Below are 17,819 nucleotides of genomic sequence, written 5' to 3' on the forward strand. Positions count from 1 at the left end.
TGTGCGATCCATGGAAACCACCACCCCTCTGGTACTTGGCAAACTGATGTGCGCCGTCACCCGCGACCACCTCTGGCAGCCCGCCAAAGCGTGGATTCGTGAGCGCCATCCGGGCAGCCTCCTGCACTGCCGGGTAGGCTCGGGCCAGGCCACCTATCATCGTTTCGATGCCCACACCGGGCAGCACCTGATCACCTATGGTGCCCGTATGATTGCCGCCAAGCACCGGCCGGAAACCGCCAGTGGCTGGCTGTCAGGGCGGGAGATTTGCAAGCGGGGGTATTTTGACGGCCAGCTGAGCACCCTGAATCTTCTGGCCCACACCTGTTGCCATGAATTCGCCCACCTGTTGCAACAATGCGCCGGCCAGCGCTACCGGGGCTCGGTGCACAACCGACATTTCTACACCATTCTCGATGAGCTGCACGAAAGCGGGGCAGCCCGGACCACGCGGACAGCATTGGCGGAGCTGGCTGGCGAGCAGGGCGTGGCGCTGCCAGACACGCCGTTTGCGCCCGTCGATACCCGCCAGCAACTGGCCCGCTGGCAGGTTGGCGATACCGTGCGTTTCGGCACCGGTCGGCGGGAACTGCACGGAGAGATCGTCCGGGTCAACCGCAAGACCTGCACAGTGGACGGTATTGGCCCCTCGAAAGGGGTGCGCTACCGGGTACCGGTGCAGATGCTGAGCCCACTTACACCGCCTCGGTAGCGACCGGCAGCAGGCTACGGATCTCCGGCAGGCAGGAACCACAATTGGTGCCACACTGCAACGCCTGCCCCAGGGCCTCCACGCTGTCGGCGCCCTGCTCGATGGCTTTCTGGATCTGGCGGTCGCCCACCTGAAAGCAGCTGCAGACCAGGTTGCCCATGTCATCGCCATCCAGGGCTCTCGCCGCCAGCAGGCCTCTACGGGTGGTCTCATCAAGCTCCGGCAGGCTGAAACACTCCGCCACCCAGTCCATGGCTGGCAGGGCGTTCGGATCACGGTCCACCATCAGCACCGCCTCCAGCTGACCGTTGCGAATCCGGGCCGCCCGGAAACGCTCCTCCCGGGCATCCTGCATCACCAATTGTGGGGGACCACCCAGCCAGTCCGCCACCGCCTCGGGCCAGTCCACGGCGGATCGCCCGGCCACAAACCAGCTCTCACATTGAGCGATTGGCTGGTGCGCCCAGTAATCCGCCTGCCAGCGCAGAGGCCGGTTACGGCGAACCAGCAGACGACCGTGCCAGCGAGCCGGCCATTCGGCGAGGGCGGCGCGGCCGTGTTTGGCCTCGGGCTGACCCGACACCGGGTCCACCAGGCTGTCGGTGAGCGCCGTGGCCAGGCCCTGGCCGGTGAACTGCCGGTTCCAGTGAATGGGTACAAACACTTCGCCCCTGCGCTGCTCGGGCGCCACTCGCACCCGGCCAATAAACTGGCCATGGGCGCTGGTGAGTGTGGCCAGCCCGCCGGGCGAAAGCCCATACGTGCGGGCATCGTTCGGATGCACGTCAATGAATGGCTCCGGTCGGTGAGCCAGTAGGCGTCCCGAGCGCCCGGTTCGGGTCATGGTGTGCCACTGGTCGCGGATACGGCCGGTGTTGACCACCAGGGGGAACACGTCTGTGGGCGGCCGAACCGGCAGCCGGGAGCCTACCGGTACCAGTCGGGCCCGTCCGTTACTGGTCGCAAAGCAACCATCCGTGAACAGCCGTTGGGCGACACCCCCGGCGCCTGAACCCGCGCTCCGTATCGGCCACTGGGTCGGCGCCAACTGCTCGTACTGCCAGTCGGTGAGGTTCGCTAAACCGGAAATGTCGAAGAAGCGCCCGCCATCATTCTCAAAACCGGAGAGTCGGGCATGTTCCCGGAAAATGTCCGCCGGCCCCTGGTAATCAAACTTGGGGCCATAACCCAGCGCCCGGGCCACCTGGCTGACAATCCACCAGTCCGGCCTGGCCTGCCCCGGCAACGGAAGAAACCGGCGCTGGCGCGAAATGCAGCGCTCGGAATTGGTGACCGTACCGTCTTTTTCGCCCCAACCCACCGCCGGCAGCAGGATATCCGCGTAGCGCGCAGTATCGGTTTCCCGCACGCAGTCCGAGACAATCACAGTGGGGCATCGGGCCAGCGCCTGGCGGATCCGATCGGTCTCCGGCAGGCTCACCGCGGGGTTGGTGGCCATGATCCACAGCACCTTGATCTCGCCCCGTTCCACCGCATCAAACAGATCCACGGCTTTCATGCCAGGCCCGTCGGCCACGGAGTCTGTGCCCCAGAAACGGGCCACCCGGTCCCGGGCACCGGGGCTGTCGTAGTCCATGTGGGCGGCAAGGGTGTTGGCCAGCCCGCCGACTTCCCGGCCGCCCATGGCGTTGGGCTGTCCGGTCAGGGAAAAAGGCGCCGCACCAGGCTTGCCGATCCGGCCGGTGGCCAGATGGCAATTGATGATGGCGTTGCCCTTGTCGGTGCCGGCCGAGGACTGGTTGATACCCTGGGAAAACGCGGTCACGGTGCGGGGGTGCTCCGAGAACCATTCATAGAAGCGGGTTACTTCCGCTACCGGCAGATCACAGAGGCTGGCCACCGCCTCCACGTTGGGCGCCACGGAGCGGGCAGTGGCGAGGCTGTCGTCATAACCCTCGCAGTGGGCGTCAAGGTAGTGGTTGTCCACCAAACCGTGGTGATCGAGCCACACCAGCAGACCGTTGAACAGGATGGTATCGGTGCCTGGCCGCAATGCCAGGTGCAGGTCCGCCAGGTCGCTGGTGGCGGTCCTGCGTGGATCGATCACCACCACCCGGCGGCCCGGGCGGGCCGAGGCCTGCATACGCTGGTACAGCACCGGATGCGCCCAGGCGGCATTGCTGCCAGCGACCACCAGCAGGTCGGCCAGCTCCAGGTCCTCGTAGCAGCCCGGCACCAGGTCGCCCCCGAAGGCACGCTTGTGGGCGGCCACGGCCGACGACATACAGAGGCGGGAGTTGGTGTCCACATGCGGGGTACGGATAAAGCCCTTGGCCAGCTTGTTGGCCACATAGTAGTCCTCGGTCAGCAACTGACCGGATAAATAGAAAGCCACCGAGCCGGGCCCATGCTGCTCCACAGACGCCCGGATCGCCCCTGCCACCTCGTTAATGGCGGTGGGCCAGTCGGTGTCGCGCCCCCGCACAGCGGGCTTCAACAGGCGCCCCTCCGGCGTCAGGGTTTCATGCAGGGCGGAGCCTTTGACACACAGCCGACCGCGATTTGCGGGGTGCGTCTGATCGCCCTCAGTTCCGGTGGCTGTGGCGTTGACCCCGCAGCCCACACCGCAGTATGGGCAGGTGGTCTTGACGGGTGCGGACGAATGATCGGTGCTGGTCACGGCGCTTCCTCATGCATCAAACACAAAAAAGCCCGCCGGATTCAGGCCGTGGGGCCGTCATGGGCGGGCTTCTTTGCCAGTGGAATCAAATTGTCTCGAACGTAGTCAGAAGTACCTGCAATAACAGGGCCAGCCGGCACCGATAGCACTCCAGGCCAGCCGGGCGCGCCTGACAAGGGTTGTGCTCCGGCGCAGCCCTGACGCAACCCCGGCGCCGGGGTGCGCTCCGGTTTCAAATTGGTGCAAATTTACGCAACGCCGCACTAAAACAATCCGGGTCTTTGCCCGCATTCTCCACCACGCCTTCCCCGTGATTTTGTAGGTCCATGTTTTAAATGAACTTTTCAATATGGCATAGCACGTGCAGGGTCTGACTCAGAGACGCGCGTTCACGAATTAACAGACAACTGATCCCCAGGCACAGGCGCCTGCTTTCCGGAGACGGAGAGCGGGCGTTTTTGCGTTTGGGCCAAACAGAATGAGGTAACGCCATGTACACACTCATAAACCGAACCGCTCGATGGCTCTGCAGCCTGCTGCTGGTGACATCGCTCTGGGGCACCACTGCCCTGGTGCACGCTGAGGTGGGGCCGGCGGAAAAGCCGGACCTCAAGCTGGGCTTTATCAAACTGACCGACATGGCCCCGCTGGCTGTGGCCTGGGAGCAGGGCTTCTTTATGGACGAGGGCCTGTTCGTTGAGCTGGAAGCCCAGGCCAACTGGAAAGTGCTGCTCGACCGGGTGATTACCGGGGAACTGGACGGCGCCCACATGCTTGCGGGCCAGCCGCTGGGTGCCTCTATTGGCTATGGCACCCGGGCGGACATCATCACCGCCTTCAGCATGGACCTTAATGGCAACGCCATCACCGTTTCCAACGATGTCTGGGAGACCATGCGTCAGCAGATCCCGGCCAACGCCGAGGGAAAACCCCAGCACCCGATCAGCGCCAGTGCCCTGAAGCCGGTGGTAGACGCCGCCCGGGAAAAGGGCGAGCGGTTCCGGATGGGCATGGTGTTCCCGGTGTCCACCCACAACTACGAGCTGCGTTACTGGCTGGCGGCCGGCGGCCTTAATCCGGGTTTCTACGCGCCACAGCGGGGCGACACCAGCGGTACCCTGGAGGCCGACGTCCACCTGTCGGTCACTCCACCGCCGCAGATGCCGGCTACCATGGAGGCCGGCACCATCCAGGGCTACTGCGTGGGCGAGCCCTGGAACCAGCAGGCAGTATTCATGGGCATCGGCGTGCCGGTGATCACCGATTACGAGATCTGGCCGAACAACCCGGAAAAGGTTTTCGGCGTGACCCGGCAATGGGCCGAGGATTATCCCAACACCCATCTGCGCCTGTTGCGGGCCCTGATCCGCGCCGCCCACTGGCTGGATGAAAACAACAACGCCAATCGCGAGGAAGCGGTGAGCATCCTGGCCCGGCCCAGCTACGTCGGCGCCGATGAGGCCGTCATTGCCAACTCCATGACCGGCACCTTCGAGTACGAGAAAGGCGATGTTCGAAAGGTCCCTGATTTCAACGTGTTCTTCCGCTATAACGCCACCTATCCGTACCCGTCAGACGCCATCTGGTACCTCTCCCAGATGCGCCGCTGGGGTCAGATTCCTGAGGCCAAGCCGGATAGCTGGTACATGGAAACCGCCGGGCGTGTGTATCGGGCGGACATCTACGAGCAGGCTGCGCGCTCTCTGATCGCCGACGGCACCCTGAAGGCATCGGATTTCCCGGATTTCGAGGCCGAGAATTTCCACCGCCCGCATCAGGGTGAGCTGATCGACGGTGTGGCCTTCACCCCGCGCACACCCAATGCCTACATCGACAGTTTCGAGATCGGCCTGAAAGGAAGCCAGACCCCGTAACCGGGCTGGCAAGGAGGAGTTAAGCCATGACCACCATCACATCTGCCACCCCGGGGTCGCAACCGCCCCGCTGGCTGAAACACCGCCTGCAGGCAATGGCCGAGGCGCTCTCGCCCGCCAGGCTGGCCGCCACCGGCCGGCAAATGCTGCTGCCGATCATTGGCATCCTGCTGTTCGTCGGCTTCTGGCATCTGGCCGCGCCCCAGGTGGACACCTCCCTGGGCAGCTTTCCCGGCCCGGCCCAGGTCTGGGAGCAGTCGGGCCAGCTCTGGCAGGAGCATGCGAACCAGCGGGAGCGGGCTGACAAGTTCATTGCCATGCAGGAAGAACGGAACGCCCGCATCCTGGCGGACAACCCCGACGCCGAGGTGCGTATCCGGCCCTATCCCGGAGCGCCGACCTTCATCGACCAGATCCGGACCAGTCTGTTCACGGTGCTGGCGGGATTCGTGCTGGCGACGGCTATTGCGGTGCCCCTGGGGATCGTGGTGGGCCTGAACCGGCACTTCCAGGCCGCGGTGAACCCGCTGATCCAGGTATTCAAGCCGGTGTCCCCCCTGGCCTGGCTGCCCCTGGTGACCATGGTGGTGTCCGCCACCTACGTGAGCGATGACCCGATGTTCGAGAAGTCGTTCATCACGTCGATGATCACGGTCACCCTGTGCAGTCTGTGGCCCACGCTGATCAATACCAGCGTTGGCGTGGCGGCGGTCAATCCGGACCTGCTGAATGTGTCACGGGTGCTGCGGCTGTCGTTCTGGACCCACGTGCGCAAGGTGGTGCTGCCGTCCTCGGTGCCGATGATTTTCACCGGTCTTCGGGTGTCGTTGGGCATTGCATGGATGGTGCTGATTGCCGCCGAGATGCTGGCCCAGAGTCCGGGGCTGGGCAAGTTCGTGTGGGACGAATTCCAGAACGGCAGCAGCCAGTCCCTGAGCCGGATCATGGTGGCGGTGCTGGCCATCGGGTTTATCGGGTTTGTGCTGGACCGGGTGATGCTGTTGATTCAGCGCAAAGTTGCCTGGAATGAGTGAGTTTTTCTTTGGAGCAGGCCGCACCGGGTGGGTCACGCCTCCCGAAACACGCGGCGAGTACATCCCTGTACGCTCCGCAAAAACATCCATGTTTTTGAGGGTTTCGGGAGGCGTGACCCGCCCGGCGCTCCGATTACTGAGAGGTGCTTTCCATGGGTAAGTCTCATCTTGAATTAACCGGTGTTGAAATGGCGTTTGATACGCCCAAGGGCCCCTTCGTGGCCCTGGACAACGTCAATCTGAAGATCCAGAAAGGCGAATTCGTCTCCCTGATCGGGCATTCCGGTTGTGGCAAATCGACGGTGTTGAACATCGTCGCCGGGTTGCTGCAGGCCACCAAGGGCGGCTGTGTGCTGGATGGCCATGAGGTGAATTCGCCGGGGCCGGAACGGGCGGTGGTGTTCCAGAACCACGCGCTCATGCCCTGGCTGACGGTGTACGAGAACGTGGAACTGGCGGTGCAGCAGGTGTTTCGCAAGTCCATGGGCAAGCAGGAGCGGCGGGACTGGATTCATCACAATCTTGAGCTGGTGAACATGGCCCACGCTGCGGACAAGCGGCCGGGAGAGGTGTCCGGTGGTATGGCCCAGCGGGTGGGGATTGCCCGGGCGCTGGCCATGAAACCCAGTGTGCTGTTGATGGATGAACCCTTCGGGGCGCTGGATGCGCTCACCCGGGCGCATCTGCAGGATTCGCTGATGGAGATCCAGCAGGAGCTGAACAACACGGTGATCATGATCACCCACGACGTCGACGAGGCGGTGCTGCTGTCAGACCGGATCATCATGATGACCAATGGCCCGGCCGCCACGGTGGGCGAGGATCTGCGCATTGAGCTGCCCAGGCCCCGCAATCGGGTGACCCTGGCAGACAATCCGGAATACGTCCATTACCGGCAGGAGGTGTTGCGCTTCCTGTATGAAAAGCAGCGCAAGCTGGAGCATCTGTCGCCCCGCCGGTCCGGAACCAAAGGCACCGGCGAGCCGGAGGAGGGCAAGACCCAGACGCGCGTCGCCCGGGCCTGAGCCGGGCGATTCAGCGCCTGAGGATCACTGGAGGAACGTCACTTCAGAACATCCGCCATGGACACCAGGGCCCGGGCAACCTCGGGCAGTTTGCGGCCCTGGTCCATGGCCAGTTTGCGCAGTACCCGGTGGGCCTCGTCGTTGCTGATCTTGCGGTGTTCCATCAGCAGCAGCACGGCCTTTTCCTGGGTCTTGCGGTCTTCCAGGGCCTCCCGGGCGCTCTGCAGTTCGTCGGTCATCTGCTGCAGGCGCCGGGTCTGTTCCTGCACCAGGTCAAAGATGGAGCGTCCGAACTGCTGGCCAACGCCGTCGCTCTCCCAGGTGTCACCGCCCGGTTGCTCGCCGCCGGAGTCGCACAGTACCAGCAGTGGCCTGGAGGCTGGCTCCCGGGCATCGCGGGCATCGAGGGAGGCGATCAGGGTTTCCTGATGCGCGAGGGAGTTCCGGGCATCGGCGAAGCGCTCGGTGCAGCGGGCGTGGAAGCAACCCTCCACCGAATCCTCCACGGTTTTCAGCTCGTCCATCCGTTCGGTCATCAGCCGGAACCACTCATCGGCCAGGGCCGGATCCAGATCCTTGAAGCGGCCAATGGCGGTGCCCCGTTGCCGGAGTTTTTCGATCTCGCTCTCGCGAGGGTTCTGGCGCAGCTTTTCCCAAAGGGCGAGGGAATCGTCATCGGCGAAGCTGGTAAACACCTCGAAACAGCGTTCTTGCGCTTCAATCAGGTGCATCATGCGCTCCGACAGTGCACGATCAAACCGTCCGCTGGAAAAGCCCGCCGAACCCACCGCCCGCTCCTGGCCGCAGAATTCCTTGCCGTTCATCAGGTGCACCATCGCCACCAGCAGGCCGGCAATGGTGGGGTCCACGGCGGTATCCGCCGCCTCGAACACCACCGCAATCAGATTGTGGATCAGGCTGCTGTAGTCCTCGGTGGCCGATGCCGCCGTCACCTTCCGGGCCAGAACACAGCGGCGCAGTTCCTGCAGGCCGTCCAGGCCGTGCAGGGCGCTGGCCAGCTGGTTAAGCAGCCGGCTGCTGACCGGATGAGCCGTCAGTTCCCGGTGGATTTCGGTCAATGCCTGATAGAAGTCCGCCAGCAACCGGTCGGATTCAGCCACCATGCTCTCGCGCTCACTGGCGAACCGCTCACCACCGGAGCCCAGGAAAACGTTGGATGCCCCGCGCTCGCACTGGAGCGCGTGCACCAGATTGCTGATGCACTGCACCAGTTTGCCCATCTGCAAAAAGTACTGGAGGTTCATCAACTCACAGCTTTTGGAGGCGATCAGATAATCGCCCGCGGTGGGTGCTTTCGCGGCAGGGGCTCTTTTGGCATTCATCACAGACTCCGGAGGCCGGTTGGCCTCATTTCCAGTATTCGTTGGCGGCGCCGGGTTGTGCTCCGGTATTCATTGGCTCCACCTCTGGTCAGACCACAGCAATTACCGGGCCACCGCACTGGCCCCAAACCCGTGCAATCTGCCCTGTTGCGGGGCAGCAATCGCGGGTACAAAGCGGGCATCATCGGCGCATTTTACGGCAAATCACTGTTTTTAAAGGATTTAAAAAACTGGCACGAAGATCGCTAATTCAAAACCATGGACGAATGTCCCGGCCAAGGATCAGGCCGGACCATCAGATCATTGTTGTTGGCATTGGCGCCGGACCATCGACTTCCCTCGGGAATAGATGCTCCGGCTTTTTTTGTTGGCCAGAAAACAGGCGGGTGTAGTCGGAAATGAGTGCAATGAAGGAACAACGGGAATCGGTACTGGTGATCTGCGGCCACGGCATGGTGTCCCAGCGCCTGCTCGAGTCCCTGTGTCGCGATCAGGACCAGCCGTTCGACCGCATTGTGGTGTTCAACGGGGAACGGGCGGACGCCTACAACCGCATCCAGCTGTCCGTGCTGCTGGCAGGTGACACCGACGAGGCCGCCATGGCCCTGCAGTCCGAGGGCTGGTTCCGGGACCGGGGCATTGCCGTCTGCAACGGCGAACCGGTGGTCGCGATTGACCGCCAGGCCCACACCGTGACCACCGCCACCGGTCGCGTCCAGCACTACAGCCACCTGGTCCTGGCCACCGGCGCCGAGCCGGCCAAGCCGCAGCTCCCGGGCGCCGACCTGCGGGGGGTAATGACCTTCCGGGACCTGGAAGACGCCCGGTCCCTGATCGATACCGCTCGCTACCAGCGCCGGGCCGTGGTCATCGGAGGCGGCTTCCTGGGACTGGAAACCGCCGATGGCCTGCGCCAGCGGGGCATGGCGGTGACCCTGCTTCATCGAAGCGGCCACCTGCTGAACCGGCAACTGGATCCGGTCGGCGGCGCGTTGTTGCAACAGCACATGGAGGCCCGAGGCATCAACGTGCTCACCGGAACCTCCCCCAAGGCCCTGCTCGGGCGCTCGCGGGTGCGCGCTGTGCAGCTCGATAACGATACATTGATCAGTACCGATCTGGTGGTGTTCGCCACCGGCATTACCCCCCGCGCTCAGCTCGCCCGGGAGGCGGGGCTGGCCTGCGACCGGGGTATTCTGGTGGATTCCCGGCTGCGCACCAGCGACCCCTCCATCTGGGCCCTGGGCGAGTGCTGCCAACTGGAGGATGTCATCTTCGGACTGGTCGAACCCGGCTACCAGCAGGCGGACGTACTGGCCGAGGTTCTGGTTGCGACTGTACAGGGCCAGGACTGCGGGGCCAGCTATACGCCGGTGGATACCCCGACCCGCCTGAAAATCAGCGGTGTTCCGATCTTTTCCTGCGGGCAAATCAGCGCAGACCGGGACACCGAATCCGTGATCTGGCAAGACCATGAACACAACCACTACTGCCGGCTGCTGATCCGCAACCAGCGGCTGGCCGGTGCGGTGCTGCTGGGTGATACCCGGGACGGCCCCTGGTACAGCCAGCGCATCCAGCAACAGGACGACATCTCCCGATACCGGGACCACATCGCTTTTGGCAAGCACTACTGCGAGGCGGCGGCATAACGCCCGGGCCATCCGCTCGGAGCGCCCTTCGCCCGGAAAGAGGAAAGACCCATGACTAAGAAAACCCTGATCGTTGTCGGCAACGGTATGGTCGGCCACCACTTCCTGGAGCAGTTCTGCGCCAGCCCGGCGGCCGCCGATTTCGAGATCATCGTGTTTGGTGAGGAAAAGCAGCTGGCCTACGACCGGGTTCACCTGTCGGAGTACTTTGGCGGCTCCACCCATGCCGACCTGGCGATGGGCACCCTGGAGTGGTACACCGAGCAGGGCATTCAGCTGCACCTCAATGAGCAGGTCACCGGCATCAACCGGGAGCATCGCACCCTGGAAACGCCCCGGGGTGAGTACCGGTACGATGAACTGGTGCTGGCCACCGGCTCCTATCCGTTCGTGCCGCCGATCGAGGGCAATGACCGCCCCCACTGCCTGGTTTACCGCACCCTGGAAGACCTGGACGCCATTCGCGCCAGCGCCGAGGGCGCCCGCGCCGGTGTCGTGGTTGGCGGCGGCCTGCTGGGCCTGGAGGCGGCTAATGCCCTCAAGAGCCTGGGCCTGGAGGCCCATGTGGTGGAATTCGCGCCCCGGCTGATGCCGGTTCAGCTGGACGCCGACGGCGGCGCCCTGCTGCGCAGTAAGATCGAGGAGCTGGGCGTGCAGGTGCACACCGAGAAAGCCACCACGGCGATTGTCGAAGGCCAGGACGCCCGACTGCGCATGAATTTCAGCGACGAATCTTTCCTGGAAACCGACCTGATCGTGTTCTCCGCCGGCATCCGGCCCCAGGACGCCCTGGCCCGGGCCAGCGGTCTGGAAATCGGCGAGCGCGGTGGCATCGTGATCAACAACCAGTGCACTACCTCGGACCCCCACGTTCACGCCATTGGCGAGTGCGCGCTCTGGGAGCAGAAAATCTTCGGCCTGGTGGCGCCCGGTTACACCATGGCCCGTACCCTCTCGGCCGCCCTGAACAGCGACCGGGAAGCAGCCTTTACCGGCGCCGACATGAGCACCAAGCTGAAACTGCTGGGTGTCGACGTGGGTTCCATCGGTGATGCCCACGGCCAGACTCCGGGTGCCCGCAACATCCGCTTCAACGACGAGCCGGCCGGCCACTACCGGCGCATGGTGATCAGCGAAGATGGCAAAACCCTGCTCGGGGCCATCCTGGTGGGCGACAACAGCCATTACGATACCCTGCTGCAGTACGCGCTGAACGGCATCACCCTGCCGGAGAATCCGGAGACCCTGATCCTGCCGGAAAGCCAGGGCGGCGCGCCCACTCTGGGCCCGGATGCGCTGCCGGAAACCGCTTCCATCTGTTCCTGCCACAACGTTACCAAGGGCGATATCTGCAGCGCCATTGATGCCGGCTGCGCGGATCTGGGCAGCGTGAAAGCGGAGACGAAGGCCAGCACCGGCTGCGGCGGCTGTACCGCGCTGCTCAAGAACGTGGTGGACAGCGAGCTGGAAAAACGCGGCGTTGAGGTCAGCAAGGACCTGTGCGAGCACTTCCCCTACAGCCGCCAGGAGCTGTTCCATATCGTGAAGGTGAACGGCATCCGCACCTTCCGTACCCTGATCAACCAGCACGGCAAGGGCCACGGCTGCGATATCTGCAAGCCGGCAGTGGCCTCAATCCTGGCCACCTGCTGGAACGAGCACATCCTGGCCACCGATCACGTGCCGCTGCAGGACACCAACGACACCTTCATGGCCAACATGCAGAAGAACGGCACCTACTCGATTGTGCCGCGCATCCCGGGTGGTGAGATCACGCCGGACAAGCTGATTGTGCTGGGTGAGGTGGCCAAGGAGTACGACCTGTACACCAAGATCACCGGCGGCCAACGGGTAGACCTGTTTGGCGCCACCCTGAGCCAGTTGCCGGAGATCTGGGAAAAGCTGATTGCCGCCGGCTTCGAGACCGGCCACGCCTACGGCAAGTCCCTGCGTACGGTGAAGTCCTGCGTGGGCAGCACCTGGTGCCGCTACGGTGTGCAGGACAGCGTGGGCATGGCGATCCTGCTGGAGAACCGCTACAAGGGCCTGCGCGCGCCGCACAAGGTGAAGATGGCGGTCTCCGGCTGTACCCGGGAGTGTGCCGAGGCCCAGAGCAAGGACTTTGGCGTGATTGCCACCGACAAGGGCTGGAACCTGTACGTGTGCGGCAACGGCGGCATGCGCCCCCGGCACGCGGACCTGTTCGCCACGGATCTGTCTGACGAGGAGCTGATCCGCACCATTGACCGGGTGGTGATGTTCTACGTGCGTACCGCCGACCGGCTGCAGCGCACCAGCGTGTGGATGGAGAACCTGGAGGGCGGCCTGGACTACCTGAAACAGGTGGTGCTGGAGGACAGTCTGGGGATCTGCGCGGAGCTGGAGGAGCATATGGAGGGCATTGTCAGCACCTACCAGTGCGAGTGGAAATCCGCCGTGGAGGATCCGGAGAAGCGCAAGCGCTTCCGGGAGTTTGTGAATGCGCCTTCGCAGAGTGATCCGGTGCAGGAGTGGACCGTGGAGCGGGGGCAGCGGCGGCCTGTTTTGGAGACTGAGTCTGCGTAGCCTGCGGATTTGGCGTTTTGAGCAAGGCGTCATGGGGATACTTTTCTTCTGGGAAAAACAACTCGCTTCGCTCAGACATCTTTTTCCCGCCAGAAAAGCACCCCCATACCACCTCGCTCGCCAAGCTTTGGTGGTATCGCATCAGAAAATCGTTGAGATAAACGCGGAAGGATTAGGAGAAACACAATGAAACCACGCACTCGTTGGGAAGCGGTTTGCACGGTAGACGACCTGGTGCCGGAATCCGGCGTCGCGGTCTGGACTGACGAAGGCCCGGTGGCGGTGTTTTACCTGCCACATAGGCTGCCGGCCCTGTTTGCAATTAGTCACGCTGACCCGTTCAGTGGCGCCAATGTGTTGGCCCGGGGGATTACCGGGGATCTGAAGGGCGAGCCGGTGGTGGCCTCGCCCCTGTACAAGCAGCATTTCAGTCTGCGCACCGGGGTCTGTCTGGAGGACGATTCGGTGCGGGTGAAAACCTATCCGGTGCTGCTGGATGGCAACCAGATCCGTCTGGAGGTCCGTGCCAGCCAGCGCGACTCAGTGGCGGCCTGACCGCCAGCGTTCCCGCCAGCCCAGGGCCATGATGGTCAGTGAGGGCAGGAAGGTGACGGTCACTATGGCCGCTCCCAGCAGGCCGAACAGGACGATGGCGCCGACGCCCCGGTAGAGTTCGGTGCCTTCGCCCGGCAGGAACACCAGGGGCGAGAGGCCGCAGAGGGTGGTCAGGGTGGTCATGGCGATGGGTCGCAGGCGGGTCTGCACCGCGCCGGTGACCGCCTCTACCACGGTCACGCCTTTCTGGCGCAGGTTCTGGCGGGCCTGGTCCACCACCAGGATCGGGTTGTTCACCACGGTGCCCATCAGGATCAGAAAGCCCAGCATGGTGATCATGTCAAACGGCTGTCTGAGCGGCTGCAGGCCGATCATTGGCATCAGGCTGCCCACCAGGTTCATCAGCGCCAGGCCCACGATACCGCCGGCCACGCCCAGGGGGATGGCGGTCATGATCAGCAGCGGGAAGCCCCAGTGGGCGAAGATCGCCACCAGCAGCAGATAGACGATGGCGATGGCAATGATGAAGTTGCCGGTCAGCGCCTCCCGGGTGGCGTTAAGCTGATCGCTGGCGCCAGAGATGTCCACATCCACGTTGGCCGGCAGCGCGCCGCTGTCGCGAAGGTACTGCAGCAGATCCGTGCGCACCCGGTCCACGCCCGCTTCCAGAGGCACGTCGCCCGGGGGAATCACGTTCAGGGTCACGGTCCGACGGCCGTCCACCCGGCGCACGGTGCTGGTATCCACGGTTTCCTCAATGGTGGCCAGGCTCGACAGGGGCAGGGTGGCGCCCTGGGGCGTGTGCACCATCACGTCCGGTAAATCGTCCAGTTCCGGGTTCCGACCCTCGCTGCCGTACACATAAATATCGATCTTCTCGTCGTCCAGAAAAAAATCGTCCACATAGCTGCCCTCGGTCAGCGAGGCGACGGTGAAGCCGATGCCTTCGGCCCCCAGGCCCAGTTCCGCCGCCCGGTCCCAGTCCGGCAGGATCTGGATCAGCGGCTGGGCCAGGGACAGGGTGGAGGGCTGGCTCTGGATTCGGGGGTTGTCGAAAATTTCCTCGGCCCGCCGGTAGGCGGCGTTGGCGGCGCTGTACACCGACACCAGATCCGGCCCGGCAATGTCCAGGTTGATGCTGCGGGTTCCGCCATCGTTGCTGGAGATGATCGAGCCCTTGGCGGCAAAGGCCCGCATACCCGGGAACTGTTCGTAGAACCGGGTGATCTCGTCCATCAGCGCTTCGATATGCCTGGGATTCAGGGTCTCGGCAATGATGCGGATACGTGTGGGCGTCACCTGCATGTTGAGGTAGGCCATGGGTGGCACCCGGGTTTCGCCGGCGGCGTAGGCGTCGCCATCGGCGTTCACGTGGGGCAGGAAGTAGTCCTCGACCTGGCGGCCGATGGCCCGCATTTCCGACAGGTTATACCCGGGCGGCGCCGACATGGCGGCGAAGGTCTTGGGTTCCTCCCCTTCCGGCAGGTACTCGGCCGGCGGCGTGAGCACAAAGATGATCCAGAGACTGGTCACTGACGTGGCTACCACGACGACCACCCGACGTACCGATCCGTTCACCAGCCAGCGGACCACCCCCATCACGCCCCGGCTCCAGCGACCGGAGATCTCGTTGCCGTACTGGTCGGTATCCGCAGCCCTCCGACCAAAATCCAGGCGCGCACAGAGGGTGGGGATGATGGTAATGGCCACCAGCATGGAGGCGAGGATGGCGGCGGAGATGGCGATGGCGACATCGGAATAGAGCTGGCCCGCCTCCTCTTCGATGAACAGGATGGGCAGGAACACCAGGATGGTGGTGGTCGTTGAAGCGAGCACCGCCGGCCAGACTTCCCGAACGCCCTTGAGGGCCGACTCGAACCGGTCCAGCCCCAGCCGGCGGTGTCGTTCGATGTTCTCCAGCACCACGATGCTGTTGTCCACCGTCATGCCGATGGCAAAGGCAATGCCGGCCAGGGAAATCACGTTGATGGTGCGGCCGGTGATCAACAAGCCGATGAATGCGGCAATGGCACACAGGGGGATGCCCACCACTCCGGCAAAGGTGGCCCGCCCCGAGCGCAGGAACAGGAACATCACGAGGGTCGCGAAGACGGCGCCGATACCCAGGTTGGTCCAGACATTGGCCACGGACGCTTCCACATAGCGGGCATCGTCCGCAGTCAGGCTCAGGTTCATGCCGGCCGGCTCCAGAACTTCCCGGTTGATGGCGGCCACCTCGTCCATCATCGCATGTTTGATATCGATGACGTTGGAGCCGCTCTCCCGGCGCACCTGCAACCCGATGACCCGCTGGCCGTTGACCAGCGACAGTTCGCGGATGCGGGAATGACCCTGCTGAACCCGGGCCACCTCGCCGAGGCGGATCACGTTGTCGCCCTCACGCCGGACCACCAGTTGCTCCAGCGCGGCAATGTCATCGAACCGACCAACGGTGCGTAGCAGGTAACGGCGCTTGCCGGAGTCGATCTCGCCACCGGAAATATCCCGGTTACGGGACACGATGGCATCGCGAACATCCAGCAGGTTCAGACCCCGCTGGGCCAGGGCGGCTTCATCCACGATGACCTGCATCTGCCGGTCGGCACCCCCGCCCACCGTCACCTCGGACACCCCGGGCACGCTCTCCATCCTCGGCCGCACGCGGTCCTCGATGAAGTCGCGCATCAGTTCGATATCCAGCTCCCGGGGGTTGCCTTCCAGGGTGGCAATCCGGAAATACATGAAGGCGTTGGACGAAAAGGACGCCGCCACAATGCGCGGCTCGTCCACGTTGCGGGGGTAATCGGGGACCTGACTGAGGGCATTGTTGATCTGGATCAGCGTCTCGGTGATGTCCACGCCGAAGGGGAACTCCAGTTCGATCTCGGCGGCGCCACTGGAGGCGGTGGCGGTCATGCGGCTGAGATTGGGCACGTTGCGCAGGAAGCGTTCCTGCTCGATCAGGATGTCCTTCTCGATGTCCTGGGGAGTGGCGCCCGGCCAGCTGGTTTCCACGGTAACCGTGCGCACTTCCAGATCCGGAATCATCTGTACCGGTATCCGAAGCGCCGCTGCAGCCCCCAGAATGGCCACAATCAGCGCGACGACGGTGACCAGCGTACCGTGTCGGATAATACCGGCAAACATCAGCGGCTCTCCCGTTCGGAGATCTTCACCCTCATACCCTCGGTGAGGGATTCATTGCCGCGCACCACCACCTTCTGGCCTTGCTCCAGGCCGCGAGTCACCTCCACCTTGCCATCAAAGCCGGCTCCCAGGTACACCCGTTTCTCGCGCACGGTCCAGGTGTCGCCATCATCAGGCTCCGCCAGCCACACAGTCACCCGGCCTTCCGGATAACGGTTGATGGCATCCCGGGAAATGGTGAGTCCCTGCTCACCGGTGGTAACCTGCAGCGTTGCCTGCACCGCCATGCCGGGCAGCAGCCGCACCGGCTCCGGCTTTACCCCGCGAAGCAGGAACGTCCGCGCCTGGGGGTCATTCACCGGCACCAGCAAGTCAATGTTCGCCGGAACCCTGTCGCCGCCGGCGTGGACGAGCAGGCGGGTGTTGTCGTCAACGCGGGCGTAGAAGTCCTGGGGCACCCGGAAATCGAGCCTCAGATTGCCGGTGTCCACCAGGGTCAGCAGTTGATCCCCGGGGGTGACCCATTCGCCGATGTCCCGTGAACGCTGGCTGATCACGCCGTCGAACGGCGCCGTGACCCGGTGTCGCTCCAGATTAACGGCCACCTGACGGCGGGTTGCCTCAAGCCGCGCCAGGGCGGCGCGGCTGGTCTCTACTTCACTTTCCCGGGCACTGACCTCGGTCGCTGCGATGTTACGACCGGCGCCCACCGAGCGGGCCTCGGTGAGCCGGCGTTCGGCCTCCTCCAGCCGGCTTCGGGCTTCCTCGACCTCGGCACTCGCCGCCTCCAGCTCCCACCGGGCCAGTTCATCATCCAGCGCCACCAGGGTATCACCCCTGGCAACCCGATCCCCGGTCTCCACCTCTACCTGCTCCAGCAACCCCGCCACCGAGGCGGAAATGCCGGATACCCGAAGCGCTGTCACCGTGCCGTTGAGGGTGACCTCCTGCCGTATGGTGCCGGGGTTCACGGTTTCCAGTTGCACGCCCGGAAGGTCCTGAGCCGCGACGCCCGGAGACACCACGGACAGAACCAGCAAGACGATAGCCGGAATGGATTTCAACGGATGACCCACTGACCTCTCTCCCTGTGACGTTTCAAATGGATGCAAGTGCTAACCTTACGCTTCAGCTTACGACAGAAACGGCGCTCCGGACCTCGTCTCCGGTTGACCGCGCCTGAGCCCGCGGTTTTTAAAGAAGTCAATTCCGACCGCCCGATTGTGCGTTACCATGAGTCTGTCACCCCGCAAACTCGCCATACAAGGACG

Annotated in this window: 11 protein-coding genes; 7 read left to right on the forward strand and 4 right to left on the reverse strand. The window is 63.9% G+C overall.

The genetic code is table 11. The annotated features are described in order from the left end of the window. Positions 1 to 10 precede the first annotated feature (10 nt). The gene (locus tag ACFC20_RS02085; RefSeq protein WP_375191548.1) at positions 11 to 712 is read left to right on the forward strand and encodes a hypothetical protein; all 702 of its coding nucleotides are present in this window, start codon (positions 11 to 13) and stop codon (positions 710 to 712) included. Here the strand turns inward: ACFC20_RS02085 and ACFC20_RS02090 are convergent. Then, a complete protein-coding gene (locus ACFC20_RS02090) occupies positions 696 to 3,353 on the reverse strand; it encodes a molybdopterin-dependent oxidoreductase (RefSeq protein WP_375191549.1) in 2,658 nt (885 codons plus the stop codon). The two genes, ACFC20_RS02085 and ACFC20_RS02090, sit on opposite strands and share 17 nt — an antisense overlap. Positions 3,354 to 3,844: 491 nt before the next feature. On the opposite strand from ACFC20_RS02090, the gene ACFC20_RS02095 reads away from it, so the two are divergent. The 3 genes from ACFC20_RS02095 (at position 3,845) to ACFC20_RS02105 (ending at position 7,286) form a co-directional block, all read left to right on the forward strand. Further along, positions 3,845 to 5,227, forward strand: coding sequence for a CmpA/NrtA family ABC transporter substrate-binding protein (locus ACFC20_RS02095; protein WP_375191550.1), 1,383 nt, complete (start codon positions 3,845 to 3,847; stop codon positions 5,225 to 5,227). Between the two features lie 26 nt (positions 5,228 to 5,253). Further along, positions 5,254 to 6,261 carry an ABC transporter permease gene (locus ACFC20_RS02100; protein WP_375191551.1) on the forward strand — a complete coding sequence of 336 codons (1,008 nt, stop codon included), beginning with the start codon at positions 5,254 to 5,256 and terminating at the stop codon, positions 6,259 to 6,261. Between the two features lie 188 nt (positions 6,262 to 6,449). Next, complete coding sequence (locus ACFC20_RS02105) at positions 6,450 to 7,286, forward strand: ABC transporter ATP-binding protein (RefSeq protein ID WP_375191633.1); 837 nt, start codon at positions 6,450 to 6,452, stop codon at positions 7,284 to 7,286. A 38-nt stretch (positions 7,287 to 7,324) separates the two neighbouring features. On the opposite strand, the gene ACFC20_RS02110 is transcribed toward ACFC20_RS02105, so the two are convergent. Further along, entirely contained in the window at positions 7,325 to 8,629 is a 1,305-nt protein-coding gene (locus tag ACFC20_RS02110) for a nitrate- and nitrite sensing domain-containing protein (protein ID WP_375191552.1), read from the reverse strand. Between the two features lie 398 nt (positions 8,630 to 9,027). Here ACFC20_RS02110 and ACFC20_RS02115 point away from each other — a divergent pair, with 398 nt between their 5' ends. From ACFC20_RS02115 to nirD, 3 genes are all read left to right on the forward strand, one after another. Further along, positions 9,028 to 10,281, forward strand: coding sequence for an NAD(P)/FAD-dependent oxidoreductase (locus ACFC20_RS02115; RefSeq protein ID WP_375191553.1), 1,254 nt, complete (start codon positions 9,028 to 9,030; stop codon positions 10,279 to 10,281). A gap of 51 nt (positions 10,282 to 10,332) precedes the next feature. Continuing rightward, positions 10,333 to 12,846 (forward strand): nitrite reductase large subunit NirB, encoded by a 2,514-nt coding sequence (gene nirB, locus ACFC20_RS02120; RefSeq protein ID WP_375191554.1) that lies wholly within the window; start codon positions 10,333 to 10,335, stop codon positions 12,844 to 12,846. A 186-nt stretch (positions 12,847 to 13,032) separates the two neighbouring features. Further along, on the forward strand, positions 13,033 to 13,401 hold the full coding sequence (nirD, locus tag ACFC20_RS02125) for a nitrite reductase small subunit NirD (protein WP_375191555.1): 369 nt from the start codon (positions 13,033 to 13,035) through the stop codon (positions 13,399 to 13,401). Here nirD and ACFC20_RS02130 read toward each other — a convergent pair. Together ACFC20_RS02130 and ACFC20_RS02135 are read right to left on the reverse strand one after the other, a co-directional pair. Then, entirely contained in the window at positions 13,387 to 16,548 is a 3,162-nt protein-coding gene (locus tag ACFC20_RS02130; RefSeq protein ID WP_375191556.1) for an efflux RND transporter permease subunit, read from the reverse strand. The two genes, nirD and ACFC20_RS02130, sit on opposite strands and share 15 nt — an antisense overlap. After that, the gene (locus ACFC20_RS02135; protein WP_375191557.1) at positions 16,548 to 17,624 is read right to left on the reverse strand and encodes an efflux RND transporter periplasmic adaptor subunit; all 1,077 of its coding nucleotides are present in this window, start codon (positions 17,622 to 17,624) and stop codon (positions 16,548 to 16,550) included. The genes ACFC20_RS02130 and ACFC20_RS02135 overlap by 1 nt, the downstream gene beginning before the upstream one ends. Between the last annotated feature and the right edge of the window lie 195 nt (positions 17,625 to 17,819).

It is taken from the genome of Marinobacter sp. (assembly GCF_041984545.1).
Lineage (GTDB): Bacteria > Pseudomonadota > Gammaproteobacteria > Pseudomonadales > Oleiphilaceae > Marinobacter.

Bases quoted from the DNA above. Each gene is read 5' to 3' on its own strand.
- ACFC20_RS02085 (WP_375191548.1), top strand. From the start codon at position 11: ATGGAAACCACCACCCCTCTGGTACTTGGCAAACTGATGTGCGCCGTC.
- ACFC20_RS02095 (WP_375191550.1), top strand. From the start codon at position 3,845: ATGTACACACTCATAAACCGAACCGCTCGATGGCTCTGCAGCCTGCTG.
- ACFC20_RS02100 (WP_375191551.1), top strand. From the start codon at position 5,254: ATGACCACCATCACATCTGCCACCCCGGGGTCGCAACCGCCCCGCTGG.
- ACFC20_RS02105 (WP_375191633.1), top strand. From the start codon at position 6,450: ATGGCGTTTGATACGCCCAAGGGCCCCTTCGTGGCCCTGGACAACGTC.
- ACFC20_RS02110 (WP_375191552.1), bottom strand. From the start codon at position 8,629: ATGAATGCCAAAAGAGCCCCTGCCGCGAAAGCACCCACCGCGGGCGAT.
- ACFC20_RS02115 (WP_375191553.1), top strand. From the start codon at position 9,028: ATGAGTGCAATGAAGGAACAACGGGAATCGGTACTGGTGATCTGCGGC.
- nirB (WP_375191554.1), top strand. From the start codon at position 10,333: ATGACTAAGAAAACCCTGATCGTTGTCGGCAACGGTATGGTCGGCCAC.
- nirD (WP_375191555.1), top strand. From the start codon at position 13,033: ATGAAACCACGCACTCGTTGGGAAGCGGTTTGCACGGTAGACGACCTG.
- ACFC20_RS02130 (WP_375191556.1), bottom strand. From the start codon at position 16,548: ATGTTTGCCGGTATTATCCGACACGGTACGCTGGTCACCGTCGTCGCG.